This is a genomic window from bacterium (assembly GCA_030247525.1).
Taxonomy (GTDB): domain Bacteria; phylum Electryoneota; class JAOADG01; order JAOADG01; family JAOADG01; genus JAOTSC01.
Map to the genome: position 1 here is coordinate 1 of JAOTSC010000086.1, position 14,186 is coordinate 14,186.

Annotated in this window: 6 protein-coding genes and 1 pseudogene; 2 read left to right on the forward strand and 5 right to left on the reverse strand. The window is 47.4% G+C overall.

Features of this window, described 5'->3' with window-relative positions; all coding sequences use genetic code 11:
• Positions 1-30: 30 nt before the first annotated feature.
• On the reverse strand, positions 31-6,174 hold the full coding sequence (locus OEM52_09125; GenBank protein ID MDK9700292.1) for a hypothetical protein: 6,144 nt from the start codon (positions 6,172-6,174) through the stop codon (positions 31-33).
• Positions 6,175-6,610: 436 nt separating this feature from the next.
• Positions 6,611-7,135 carry a rubrerythrin family protein gene (locus OEM52_09130; GenBank protein ID MDK9700293.1) on the reverse strand — a complete coding sequence of 175 codons (525 nt, stop codon included), beginning with the start codon at positions 7,133-7,135 and terminating at the stop codon, positions 6,611-6,613.
• A 376-nt stretch (positions 7,136-7,511) separates the two neighbouring features.
• On the opposite strand from OEM52_09130, the pseudogene OEM52_09135 reads away from it, so the two are divergent.
• Positions 7,512-9,017: pseudogene (locus OEM52_09135) on the forward strand (B12-binding domain-containing radical SAM protein).
• 55 nt (positions 9,018-9,072) lie between these two features.
• Positions 9,073-9,312, forward strand: coding sequence for a DUF2892 domain-containing protein (locus tag OEM52_09140; protein ID MDK9700294.1), 240 nt, complete (start codon positions 9,073-9,075; stop codon positions 9,310-9,312).
• Positions 9,313-9,556: 244 nt separating this feature from the next.
• Here the strand turns inward: OEM52_09140 and OEM52_09145 are convergent, their stop codons facing one another.
• From OEM52_09145 to OEM52_09155, 3 genes are all read right to left on the reverse strand, one after another.
• Positions 9,557-10,786 (reverse strand): PLP-dependent aminotransferase family protein, encoded by a 1,230-nt coding sequence (locus tag OEM52_09145; GenBank protein MDK9700295.1) that lies wholly within the window; start codon positions 10,784-10,786, stop codon positions 9,557-9,559.
• Positions 10,783-11,256 (reverse strand): Lrp/AsnC family transcriptional regulator, encoded by a 474-nt coding sequence (locus OEM52_09150; protein MDK9700296.1) that lies wholly within the window; start codon positions 11,254-11,256, stop codon positions 10,783-10,785. The genes OEM52_09145 and OEM52_09150 overlap by 4 nt, the downstream gene beginning before the upstream one ends.
• Positions 11,257-12,204: 948 nt before the next feature.
• Positions 12,205-14,186 (reverse strand): T9SS type A sorting domain-containing protein (locus tag OEM52_09155; GenBank protein MDK9700297.1); only part of this gene is annotated, 1,982 nt, incomplete at its 5' end.

Consider the following 14,186-nt stretch of genomic DNA (forward strand, 5'->3'; position numbering starts at 1 on the left):
AATCTGAGCCGTAAGTCATTACCCCGTTTGTCAATAGGGTATCGTCGCACTCCCCGCCTGATCTGTTCTAATCATCCAACCATCCCCTTGTGCGTTCGTATTAAAAGAACGGTAACCGCCACCGATTAGAAATCCGCCAACTGATGTCGGATAAATACAACGAACAGCATCATCTCCACCACTGTCGAAAGTCCTGGACCAAATTGTCACATTTGATGGAGTTATTTTGTAGAGTTGGATATCTCCGTTCGAATTCTCCATGGCATTACAGACAGAAAACACGTAATTACCGTCTTTCGTCCATAACCCTTTACTGCAGTATTTTGTCGTCCCACCGGGGAGATACGCGGATGAGACCGTATCTCCGGTATCGCGGATTCTCGCCATCCACGGTTGGAAACCGCGCATACCTACCATGAGATAGGAGTCATCAGGCAGATGAATGATATCATTAAACATATCGTTCGTTGAATAGCCGTAGGAGCGTAACCAAACTTGTGTTCCCAGCGAATCGGTTCGTAAGGCAAATGAGCCGCTGTTCTGCAGCATTCCACAGGCAAGGAACCCATTATCGGGTAGTTGATACACACCGGTAAACATATCCTGGCCGGATGTCGATAGCGAATACAAACGAAGCCACTGCTGAGTAAGTGTCGCATTTAGTTTAATCATCATTGCATCGGTACTTCTTGCACAAGCGATCAGAAAACCACCGTCATGAGTTTGGATGATGCCGAATTTAAACAGGAATCCATTCAAACTGGTGGAAGCCACATACTGATTTAGGATTGCACCATTCAAGTCCAGTTGAACAACAAATAAACTTGCCCCATAACCGATGTATCCGGCAATAATCAACGTGCTATCCGCCAATTGTAAAACACTGCTGCCAAAACCATAGGCAGGATAGACTCTCGACCAAAGAGTATCACCATTGTAGTTTGTTCTCACGACGAAGAGCTGGCTGTTAATGTTTAGGAAATTATTGCCTCCGACTGCCACGGCTCCGCCGTCAAAGGTTTCGGTAACCGCAAAAAATTGTTCGTTGGTAGTTCCCGTTGAATACTGTCTTGACCAGACCGGAAGAAAACCACTGAACGCGGTAACCCGATAGAAACCATTGGGATTGCTGGTGGTGTCAGTCGCAGAAAGTAACGGAGTATTCGCTACCAATGTACTGAAACCGTTTGGTGTGAAGTATGCCGAATCGGAACGATACAGCCGGTACAAAGATGCACCAGCAGCAGAATCCCAAGTCAGCGTCTTATTGGGTGGAGTCGAGGAGATTCGGAGATTCTGCGGTGCATCCTGCGAGTAACTTGCAATATTCCTTATGGAGCGGCCTGACGTCCAAATCTTGTAATCGTGAGTTGTCGATGGAGAAGTGAAGACATGAAGATAGTCGGCGTGATAACCGGTTGCTCCTGGTGCATATCGAATACTAACCGCAGTCGAATCGCCAGCAGGCAACGACCGGGGAAACGATGACCACGAAGCGGTGTAATTTGTTGGCAGGCGCATCGAATCGATCAACACAGCGACACCACTGGTGTTTCTGATCCAGAGAACCTGACTGGTGTCGGTAGCAGATGGAATCGATCCAAAATCAAGTAGCAATGGTCGAGATACAATACTACCTGCAGCCAGTAGCTTGGGCGATTTGATGTGAAGGGTTCCACCGTGACCAGTGATATTCACCAGCCGGACTCTCACTGCGTCACCATCATCATACCAGACGGTTGGAATCACTACTGATACAATACTCCACGCCCCCGCCGCATTCGGGTTGGTATGGTTTTGTAATGCGGTGCCTCCCCGATGGAAGTATCCCAGTTGATACGTTGCACCATTATCGTTAGACAAGTCAACCCGCAGCGTATCGGATCCGGATGCCGCGTAGTAACTGTATTCAAACTGAAACAATACAGTACTGTTTGTAACACTTCGTAAATCAAACCGGGGGGTGATCAGGTAATCGAGTTTTCCGACCGCTGCAGAAATCGTCTCATTAGTAATAACAAATTCTTGTGATAATCCGCTTCCGGTAGTCAACCAAGTTTGAGTTGGATGACCGACACTGTCCGGGTTAAACCGTCCCCACCTTGGGGGAAACTGACCTTCCACCCGAGAGTAATTCATAACGTAAGGGGGTCGGAATGACTCTTCTCCGTGTAACTGAACAATACAGGAATCAGTAGTGTTGTATCGAAAAACAACCGAACCATCGTTTGATGTATCGCCCCCGGCAACATGCCAGGTGATCTGATAGTTGATCGAGTTTCCCGGCAGGAGATTGCTGATTGCACTAGCACCGTTGAAGGGTCCGGTGAAATGAATACTGTTTGTCGAAATCGGTAGGTTCCCTCCAACGTTTGTAATCGTTATTGCTCTTGAGTAAGAGGTACCCATCGTTGCTGTATTGTAATCGACAGATGCCACAGTACTCATTACCCCTAAACCAACAATTGTGAAATTTGCATCGGATGTATCCCGCAGAGTAGAACCCAACTGAATTGCCATCCGACAGTTGCTCCCCCCCGGACCGGTAACAGTCCAACTTCGTGTGCTACCAGTCGAAACCAGGATATTGCAAATCTCCTCCCAATTACCTGATGGATAATTGCGATTGATTTTTAGAATAAGCGGTAGTCCGGTAACTTGCGATTGCCAACGCACAGTCGTTACTGTTCCAACAGTCAACAACTCACCACCATTGGGAGAAACCAGTTGCCAGGGATTGCGAAATGAAATATCGGTGTTACTGGTATCCCCCCAAGCATGATCTGTGGTTGTTACCCGTACCCGGGCATGTTCGGTCGAGATGTCGGGTATCGTCCAAGCACACCATCCAGTATTGACTGCGTTAGTCGAGATCGATGACCAACTTCCCGACGGATAATTCTGTTTCCATTCGATGTTCACACGCTCTGTCGATTCGGGAAAACTGTATCGAATTGTGTCAGCGACAAGACGATATTTAATCTCACCCCCAGTAAAGGTTGATAAGGTGAGCGGTTTCCGTCTGACGTAAAACTGCTGTGACCAAAATTGTTGTCCGCTTTCGAGATTTGTAACTAAAAAGCGGGCGGAATCGGTAGTGGGTGCAGTCGGAGACCAAGAAACGCTTCCGACGCCCGGTTCGATGTGGAGATTATCATAGTGCATCTCGAGACTGTTGGTATCCATTCCATGACGACTGAGGCGAATGCTGACATTCATCCGGTAATTACTACTCCACCGCAAGGTATCTTCCAACAGCACCCAACTGGTGTCGGTTGTGTTAGGTCGAGTTATCGTGAACGAGCGCACCAAAATCGAGAAGTCATTCCCGGAAGTATCGGCCAACAACGGATTGTCAGGAACAATTGCAATCCGACAGTGTGTCCGTGATGATAACACATTCGGCGTCCAAACAAACGATCCTGCTGTAACTGCAACAGGAGAACCGTTCAAAGTTGTCCAGCTACCCGACGGATAGTTCGTGTTAAGTCTAATCGTCACATTTCCCGTAAGATTCGTGCTGGTCCATCGAATCGTATCGGCGGTTAGTGAATACAGGGTATCACTTCCGTTGGGATGACTAATCGCCAACCGCGGCGCTAAAATTGTTGTATTCGTTGGGGTAATGACAAATGTATTGGGGTTGCTATCAAGGACTAATTTAAATCGAGCATTGTTTGTTTCCGGTCCCGATACTTGAAACAAGTACTCTCGATTGGCAGTAGCATTTGTTATCCATGGCGACCAGGAGCCGTTGGGGTAATTTCGGTTGATATAGAGGCTGACAGTACTTGTCGAACCAAATGCCGACAAGTAAAACGGTACGTTTGTACCAATAATCAGGGTATCACTATAGGTTGGTCGGTGGGGATAATCAATTTCGACCCAGATGGCATCAAATCGGGCGACAAACGGGGCTGCACGCGAATGATCTCCGTAGGTTGTGAACATCGCATTCGTGAAAGGTAACGTGTTCCAGCTTTCACTGTTTCCTGAAATGAAAACACTGGTATTACCATCCGTATCGATTTTTGGTCCCCATCCCAAACTACCTAACTCTTCACCAGTTCCCCCAAAGTAGGTCGAGTAAACCAGTCGATTATCCGGATTAAAGTGGCTTAAGACCAAATCGCCATCGCCACCTTGAAAAGTAGTATAGAGTGCATCTGGTGTCGTCGGGTAATACGATTCTCGGGCATGTCCGCAAAACCAGAATCCACCTGCATTATCGGACTTGATATCCAATGAACGAATACCGATCAATGCTTCATGTCCATTTCCGGTAAGTGAGCAGTATACCATTTGGCCGGAACTGTTAAAGTGCTGAACAAATGAATCGGAAACCAGATTTGATGTCGAACGAAAAGTCGAGTCATACGCATCGGGCGAGAATTGCAGCCAACGTCCTTCACCAAGGATGTATGCACCACCATTTCCATCAGAGCAGATACCATTAATTGATGCCCACCAAGGTCGTAAGAAGCTGTAACCAACTAAGTCACCGGCATAACTGCTGAACAACAAACTGGATTGTGTGGTCGAAAGATGTGTGTAAAAGAACATTACTTCAGCCGAAAAGTGCCAATTAAAAGCATACGCGTTGGCTGTGATTGGAAAATCGCGGCTTTCCGTTTGACCGGCAATGTGGATTCCACCAGAACCATCTGCTGCAACATCACAGACATAGTCATTTAGCGAACCACCAAAGTAGGAACAGTAGGAAACGACCCCACTGTTGTTCATCCTTGCGATAAATATCTCGTTTGGTACCGGAAGCTCATTGGGATCGATCAATCGGTTCTGTTGAAAAGCATTGACGGTTGTTGGCAGGTTTTCACTCTGGGTATTGCCGACAATAACAAACCCGCCTGATCCGTCTGTAACGATATGGTCGATACCATCGTAAAGCGATCCACCGAAGTATCGTCCCATCAACAGTTGTGTACCGCCACTGTTCAAGTGAACGATCGCTCCATCATATCCGCCAGCGATTCCACCGGGAATCGTGACCGGAAAGTCGTTACTAATAGTTCTACCAGCGATAACCGCTCCCCCGAATCCATCGGAAATGATTGGGTTCGTATGGTCATAGAAGTAAACCGAAGTCGAGATGTTATCTTCCTGATTACCACCGATATAGGTCATATACACTAAATGGTTGGGACCCATTTTTGAGATTAACCAGTCTTTTACGCCTCGCATCGTCGTTGAGTATGCGCCGATTGTTAAGGGGAAAGTAACATTATCGGCAGTACCACCAAGAATGCAGTATCCTTCTGTACTCGTAGTAACAGAAGCAGTTTCCCAGTAATTGATTGCGGAGTCTGGATAGGTAAAAGTACAAAACACTAAAGGGTCGATACGTAATTCTTCGTCCGGTTCGTACTGCTTTGGGGAAGCAATTGTTAAATAGCGGTTCCCGGTGATTTGCCAGTGTGTCGATAGTTCTCTACGGTTGTCATATTGATCGGTCTGGTAGACTGCCGGTAGAATTGCGCGGACAGAACCCAACGATGTAGGGATTACCAGTGCACCTCCTTCGGTGGTCATTATCGCGCCGTCTGTGAGACCGGTGCATTCGATCCCGATTTGCTCCGGATCGGCGCCCGGTCTGACGATAAAGTCAAATTCTAACTGACCATCTTTCGTATACCATTCGATATCGATACCTTTCCACACTTCGCGATACAGCACTGAGGTATAGCTTTGGCAATCAGTACCCCATTTCTTGGGATCATTTCCGACAAGAAAATTGGTACGCCATTCCTGTGCACCTCGCGTTTCAATCGCATTCTGTGGAACGGGTTCGATGGGTCTAGGTTGACCAGACGTCGATGAATTGTGAAACTGGAATTTTAGGGCGTGGTAACGTATCTGTGCGGTATCCAGAAAGTCTTCAAACAGCTTACGTGCAATGGGATCGGTTACACGCTCCGGAAGAGCAGGTGGAATGGATTTCTGTAATGAAACAAGCGTTAACCCATCTCGTTCGAGAAACCATACTACTCGATTTAACTCCAACCGAAAAAGGACCTGTTCATCCCACTGTCCCCGGTTTTCGATAAAAGTCGGTGGTAGCGATCCAACGGCTGATTGCATGTTTGCGATTTCACTGGAAGCCAGTGCAAGCGTCAATTGCAGAAGGAAACCGAATAAAGTGAACGTCCGTTTCATACGAACTCCTAAGAATCGATTTTCCAAATTGATAAGGTGAGTCACAGGGTGAAAAAATATTTAAAAGTTATGAAACAATGATGGATATATCAAGTTTATTGTGGGATTGTAGAAGATTTCGATGTGATCTCTAAAGCAGATATCCTGTTGCTTACAACACACTGTTGCATATCGCTATACACCACTTTCTTCCCGAATGAAAACGAATGCTTGACCACAATTGGCCAATATCCGCCTTACAAATCAGAGATGGTAGGCAGATGCAGCACTTATTCAAACGCCCAGCCATCCGCAGCACCTTTCGACCGCCGCTACTACTTCCGTGAGCCTTTCGAGATTGTCACTTCACGGCAGTCGGATAAGGTAGCGATCTACGTTCCCGGCAAAGAGAATTTGAAAAAACTTACGGAACAGTCTTGAGCAGCAATATTAGAGATTACAGCGTCTCTAAATCCGCCGGCTCGAAATGTTCGCGAGGGTGTTTACAGCAAGGACATACCGCCGGTGGTTCTTTTCCGACATGGATATACCCGCACACTCCACACTTCCACTTGATCGGTGTTTCGCGTTTGAACACCGTTCCATTTTCTACCATCTCCAACAACTTCTGGAAACGATCCCGATGGTGCGCTTCAACTTTCGCTATCATTTTGAACAACAGCGCGGCTTCGCGATTTCCTTCCGCTTCGGCTTCCTTGGCAAAGGTGGCATACATTTCGGTTACTTCGTAGTGTTCGCCTTCCATCGCTGCTTTCAGATTTGCCGCTGTGTCGTGGGTTCCATGCAGCATCGTGTATTCGTCTTTGGCATGGCGCATTTCGTTTTCGGCGGTTTCATCAAACAACTTGGCGATATAGTGGAAGCCCTCTTTCCGGGCGACTTTTGCATAGAACTGATACTTATTGCGCGCCATCGATTCGCCAGCGAATGCAGCTTGCAAGTTTTCTTCGGTCTTGGTCATGATTTTGGTTCTCCTGTGGTGATTCCTAAGGTGTAGTAAGATGACTGTAGCTTCGTGTGTAGAAAAGATAATACGAATTCGATGCGCTTTCATCAAACAAAATTTGCTATAACACGATAAATCGAAAAATTCTATTGGTCGAACATGAATCACAGAGAATTGTTCTTAAGCTCTCCGGGAGCACAATCGTTATTGATGTCATCAATGCGTATCAATTAATAAGAAGTCCGTTTTGGACACACTGTTACCGCTCGCCTTAGTTCGACGCCCGATATCAGCCTGTCAATCATTCCGTTCCGGATGAGAAGTCTCACCGGAATTAATTCGCGCTTGCCGCAATTTGCGCAAGCATCCCTGCCGTTGATATGAGTTGCGTATGAAAATATTATTGGTTTATCCCGTGTGTCCAGACACGTTCTGGAGCTTTCGGTATGCGTTAAAGTTCGTTGGGAAACGAGCAAGCGGCCCTCCACTCGGACTGTTGACCGTAGCGGCGATGTTGCCGGTAGAGTGGTCGAAGAAATTAGTAGATATGAATGTCGAGAAGTTGTACGACAAAGACATCTCCGAAGCGGATTTTGTTTTTTTCGGCGCGATGTAAATTCAACGAAAGTCTGCTATCGAGGTGATCGAACGTTGCAATGCGCTGGCTACGAAAATCGTGGCGGGTGGACCATTGTTTACGGCACACTCCGAAGATTTTCCGACAGTCGACCACTTTGTATTGAACGAAGCGGAGATTTCTTTGCCGCGCTTCTTGGCGGATCTATCGCAGGGTACGTTACAACGGCGTTACACTTCGACTGAATTTGCCGATTTAAGCGATACACCGATTCCCCTTTGGCGATTGATCAAGTTTAAACATTACGCTACGATGAATGTGCAATACTCCCGCGGCTGTCCTTATGATTGTCACTTCTGCGATATCACGGTGCTCTACGGAAAAACGCCGCGCACTAAAAGTGCATCACAACTGATTGCCGAATTTGACAGCCTTTATCAAGCCGGTTGGAAGAGTAACGTCTTTCTGGTCGACGATAACTTCATCGGGAATAAAGGGAAAATAAAAAGAGAAGTGTTACCAGCATTGATCGATTGGATGAAACGCCGTAAGAACCCGTACGTCTTGTCGACCGAAGCGTCGGTAAATCTTGCCGACGATGATGAATTAATGAGATTAATGGTTGCTGCCGGATTCGACACGGTATTCATTGGTATCGAATCACCCAACGAAGAGAGTCTCATCGAATGCGACAAAAAGACCAATCGCAATCGTGATTTGGTTGCCAGCGTTCACAAGATTCAATCGGCGGGATTGCAAATCCAGGGCGGTTTTATCGTCGGATTCGATAACGATCCACCCACCATTTTCAAACAAATGACACGCTTCATTCAAGATACCGGCATTGTAACAGCAATGGTGGGATTGTTGAATGCTCCAAAGGGAACCAAGTTACACACCCAGTTAGAATCGGAGGGGCGATTGGTGAGTACGTTCTCCGGCAGCAATACCGATTTTTCTCTCAACTTCATTCCGAGAATGAATCCAGAGGTATTGGTGGAAGGGTACCGCAGCGTGTTGGAGAAAATATATTCACCGAAACATTACTACGCCCGGGTGAAGCATTACCTCCGTGACTATAAAATAACATCGAAACGAAAGTTTCGGGTTCGGTTGCCGGAATTGCACGCACTCTTTCGCTCGACAGTAGTGTTGGGGGTGATAGGTAAAGAACGCTACCAGTATTGGAAACTGTTCTTCTGGTCGTTAACGACCCGACCGAAGTTGTTTCCCTATTCGATAACATTAGCAATCTACGGTTTCCATTTTCGGAAAATTATGGAAAGCATGAGTATGAATCATCCGGCAAAACCGATCTAAGGATAACACCAGCGTCATCACTGAATGGCGATTAGATTAGAAAGAAGCAAAAGAAATGTTAGAGAAAAATATCGGGTCCAATGACCGCATCGCGCGGGCAGTCATTGGTCTCGCATTGGTAATCTGGGCGCTGACGGGAGGACCGCTCATCGCTTGGTTAGGCGTTCTACTGTTGGTAACGGCGGGAATGTCAAGTTGCTACCTATACAAGTTGGCAGGCTTTAGTACAGCTCCACCACCGCCCAACAAGAACCTTACCGAAAATCGTTACGGCTTGAAGAAAAAGCGGCATTAATCCCGTAAGTCGCGGTTAAAATCAAATTGGTACCTTGGTTGACTCAATGCGGGTCAACCAAAGAGAGATGCATAGTCTCTCTGAGTGAACTACATCATGTTAACGAATCCGCAATATCGATCGATTCCTTGTCGCTCGATGAAATCTTACGGATGAGTCTACTTACATGTTTTTCGACGGTGAAGATTGCTCATTCGACCACACCCCCGATAGCATTTTTACAAAGGTCGCAAGACTATCCACGCTACCGAGAGGTGGACAGATTTGGAAGCAGCGCTGCCAGTCGGGTAATGCCTTCCCGGATTTTTGTTTCCGATTGGTTCGAATAATTCAAGCGTATGAAATTCCGTTTCTGGTCATTCGCGAAAAATGAATTCCCGGGAACAAATGCCACTTTTTGTGTAATCGCTTCTGCCAACAATTTTTCGGCATCGACGTCTTCCGGCAACTCCACCCAAATGAACATTCCGCCATCAGGGCGGCTCCATTTCGCTCCTGTTGGCATCGTTTCCGCTAATACATCCAACATTGCTTGCGCACGTTTGCCATAACTCGTACGAATCTTTTCGATGTGTCCTTCATAATCGAAGGTGCGCAAAAGATGTTCAACCACTCGCTGTGAAAGCGATGAGGTATGTAAGTCGGACGATTGTTTGGCGACCGCGAGACTCCGTACAAACGACTCTGGTCCTGACAGCCACCCAATCCGTAAACCCGGTGCGAAAGTCTTCGAGAACGTTCCCAAAGAAACGACAACCCCTTGGGTATCCAACGAAGCTAACGAAGGAACCCGTTCGCCACGGAACCGCAATTCGCCATAGGGATCGTCTTCTAAAATGTAGAAACGATGGCGCTGCGCCAACCGTACCAACGCCTTCCGCCGCTCTAGCGATAAGGTGCGTCCGGTTGGATTGTTAAAATTGGGAACGACATATAACATCTTCGGTTGGTGGGTGAGCAGAATATTTTCCAACTCTTCAACGACCATACCGTTTTCATCGCTCTCAACAACGACAAATTCCGCTTCATAGGCGCTCATCGCCTGTAGCGCGGCGAGATAACTCGGATTCTCGACAATGACTGCATCACCGGGATTGAGTAATACCTTAGCAACCAAATCGATTCCCTGTTGCGAACCATTCGTTATAAGTATCGCATCGGCAATGGTGTGTGAACCCTGCTGGTTTAGCCGGTTGGCAATCGCTTCGCGCAACGGCCGGTACCCTTCCGTTGTGCTGTACTGCAATGCCGCCGCGCCATCACTGGACAACACCGCGGTATGGGCGGCGGCGATAGCTTCGACTGGAAACAATTCCGGTGCCGGGAGACCACCGGCAAATGATATGATTTCCGGGCGTTCCGTCACTTTCAATATTTCCCGGACTGCCGACGATTTCACAAGCGACATACGATGAGCAAGTTCCGGCATTGCATGGGCAGTCAGCTTTGTGGTTGGGAGTGGTGCAGGCATCATTGTTTCCCCGCTTTCTGAGGTGTTGGAATCGCAAGCGCAGTCGTCTCTTTAATCGACGAGAGCGCGATGGTCGTATCGGTATGGGTCACCCCTTCGATAGTGCGTAAGGTATCGACTAATAGCTTATCAAGGGATTTCGTGTTGTCGGTTTTTACTTTCAGGAGGTAGGATTCCGGTCCGGCAACGCGATAGCATTCGAGGATTTCCGGCAATGAGCGCATTTGCTCACCAAACGCTTCAAAGAAGCGAGGGTGTTCGATGCCCACCGAAACAAAAGCGGTGATATCTTTGCCTAACTTTGCCGCATCGACAATGGCAGCATAACCGACAATGATCCCCCGCTCCTCTAATTTCCGGATCCGGTCGGCAACCGCCGGTTGCGATAATCCTACCAGTGGAGCGATCTCACTTTGCGTTGCGCGTCCATTCTGCTGGAGGATTTCGATGATTTTTAGATCGATCGCGTCCATATTATCACCTATATATTATAAGCCATAAAACTCTTACTAATATAAGATATAAAGTAATCGGGGCGTTGTCAAGTGGTATTATCGATCAGAAGAAAGTTCTGGGAGAACATTTTCCAGTAGGTTAGCGAGAATTGGGAACTGGAGACATGAATCTATCTCACAATTGGTAGCCACGGACTTTAGCCCGCGTTTCATCAATTTGTGTAGCCTGTGCGCGGGCTAAAGCCCGCAACTACCAGCTTGAAGTATGAATAGCAAGATAGCTTCATGTAACGGTCGGGCGAATGGAATCTGCCCACTTCTTTTTGCGCGGTCGCGACTTTATTGAGACCTTTGTATGAATCGCTATTCTTGTTTTTGTGAGGAAACCTCCGTGCGGCGGATGATGAGCGAACCTCATTTGTTGAGTACGGGGGAGCCGGTGTTTGCCCCTTTTGTTTTGGGTTGGTGGTTTTGTACTGGTGGTTACGGGCTTCCAAGCCCGTCTTTGGTTGAATTTTGGGTTGGTGGTTACGGGTTTCCAAACCCGTTCCGTAGGGGCGAATTGCAATTCGCCCTTTTGTTCGGGGTTGGGTGGTTACGGGCTTCCAAGCCCGTTCCGTAGGGGCGTGCCGCGCACGCCCTTATGTTATCGTAGGGGCAGCTGGCAGCCGCCCTTGTTCAGTAGGGACAGACCCCAGAAAAGTCTGTCCGTGTCTTTGCGAGCGTAGCGAAGCAACCCCGAAGGGCTCACCGAAGGTAATCTCATTTGGATTTACAAATGTAATAGTGGATACGGGTTTCCAAACCCGTTCGTAGGGGCGGCTGGCAGCCGCCCTTGTTTCAAGGGGCAGACCCTCTGGGTCGCCCTTTTTATTTTACAGGTCTGGCGACCTGTCGCTACCCTACACCTTTCACCTTACACCTTTCACCATATTTCGACCCCCTTCCCCCTACACCCTTCACCCTTCACCTTAGCAGCACCATCTTCTGTGTCTTGACAAAGTCTCCCGCTTGCATCCGCACGAAATAGGTTCCCGACGAGAGATGCTCTCCATCTAAGGTCACCCGATAACTTCCCGTTGGTTGCCTTTGGTTTACGAGTGTAGCCACTTCCCGCCCGGTGATATCGAATAGTCTTAGGTCAACCTGCCCCGGTTTTGGCAGTGAGTAGGAAATGGTCGTGGATGAGTTGAAGGGATTAGGATAATTGCCGAGTAATTGTGTAGTACTTGGCGCATTGACTGTCGGTTCGATTAGACCCGTGGTTGGAATCGAAAATATCGTGAAGAAACCGTCATCCCCCCATTGTGTAGTGTCGTTGTAAGTTGGATCGAAGGCGTTAGCAGTGGTAGGAAAGTTGTTGCTCCCAGTTCCACCGGTTAAGTAGAGTCGCCCCTGTTCATCACATACTTTTGCTGACACTCCATCAGCATCATTTCCACCGAAATAGGAACCGTACAATAGGTCAGTCAACTCTCGATTGAATTTAACAAGGTAAATATCGAATATTCCTCCGAGATATGTTCGACTTTCTGCATTCGATGTGGTAGGTAAGTTTTGTGCGTCAGTAACACCACAGACGATGATCGATGTGTCCGATATAATTAATAGTTTGCTGTTTCCAGGAAATGCTATGCCCCCCCAAAAAGTACTTCTTTCAATGTGGGAGAGATCGTAAGATATTCGAACAAGATATTGATTGAACCGATTGTCGCTATGAGAAGAATCATAGCACGGACCGACCACTGGAAAATCGAAACTGGAAGTAGCCCCAGTGACATATACAAAATTGGTGTCGATAACTGCTAAATCCGCATTCATATCTCGACCAATTCCACCAAGATAGGTACTTGCTATTATTTGTGAGTTACGAATTGAAAGGTGAACAATGGCAGCATCAGTACTGTCTCCAAAACCATTGAAGGTTGTGTCATATGCGCCGAGAGTCACTGGAAAATCCGGTCCATTGACGGTTCCTGTAATGAAAACGCCTCCTTGATGGTCGCTATTGATCGAGTTTGCGCTTTCTTCAAAAAGAACATTAGTTGATGATCCCGAACTACCTAGATAAGTACTATACTGTAATTGAGTGCCATCCAAGCTGACCTGAGTAACAAACCAATCGCTCATTCCACCTCTTGATGATGTGAAAAGAGCATTCGTTGTTGTAGGAAAATTAGTCCCTTCCGTGTAACCGCAAACCGTTATTCCGTCGCTATCACAGGTGATCGCAGTCGGGCAATCTAATAGCGAAGAACCAAACCGATCACTAAAAGTCAACTGAGAACCAGAGTTATTCAAACGGGTAATGTAACAATCAAAATTACCAGTAGAACCTGCAACCCCCCATGAACGAGTATTGGGATATTGAGCGCCATATTGCGATTGTACTGTTATCACAAGTCCATTGGTTTGATCATGGCAAAGTCCGTAACAATAGTCGTTTCCGAATCCTCCAACATAAGTACTGAATACTAGCGTTCCAGTAGTAGAGAATCTGGTAATAAAGCAGTCGTCGTTTCCTAAATAATTCCGATTGTAAGCACCCGGTGTAGTAGGGAAATTCGTCGATTCAGTGGAACCTGCAATTGTTGTACTACCATCCGATTCTAAAATGATTCCCGCTCCACTATCATACGAGTTACCACCCAAGAAGGTGGAATAGATCAGAGGATCGATGCGTAAAGAATGGTCGGGGTTGTAGCCGTTGGGTAGCGTAATCCCAAATATGTTTTTGTCGGTGAGTTGGAACGTCGCTTCGATTTCATTGCGGGTGCCATTCGCCGAAACCTGATACACACTTGGCAGCGCAGTTCGTAGTTCCCCCACGGATGTTGGCAGGAGAAGCTCGGTGATGGGCAATGGGGATTGGGCAATGGGGGTTCCATTCGTAGGGGTTCGGGATTCGGGGCTCGGGGTTCCATTCGTAGGGGTTCGGGATTCGGGGC

Excerpts from the sequence above, each read along its gene's own strand:
- OEM52_09125 (MDK9700292.1), bottom strand. The coding sequence starts at position 6,174 with ATGAAACGGACGTTCACTTTATTCGGTTTCCTTCTGCAATTGACGCTT.
- OEM52_09130 (MDK9700293.1), bottom strand. The coding sequence starts at position 7,135 with ATGACCAAGACCGAAGAAAACTTGCAAGCTGCATTCGCTGGCGAATCG.
- OEM52_09140 (MDK9700294.1), top strand. The coding sequence starts at position 9,073 with ATGTTAGAGAAAAATATCGGGTCCAATGACCGCATCGCGCGGGCAGTC.
- OEM52_09145 (MDK9700295.1), bottom strand. The coding sequence starts at position 10,786 with ATGATGCCTGCACCACTCCCAACCACAAAGCTGACTGCCCATGCAATG.
- OEM52_09150 (MDK9700296.1), bottom strand. The coding sequence starts at position 11,256 with ATGGACGCGATCGATCTAAAAATCATCGAAATCCTCCAGCAGAATGGA.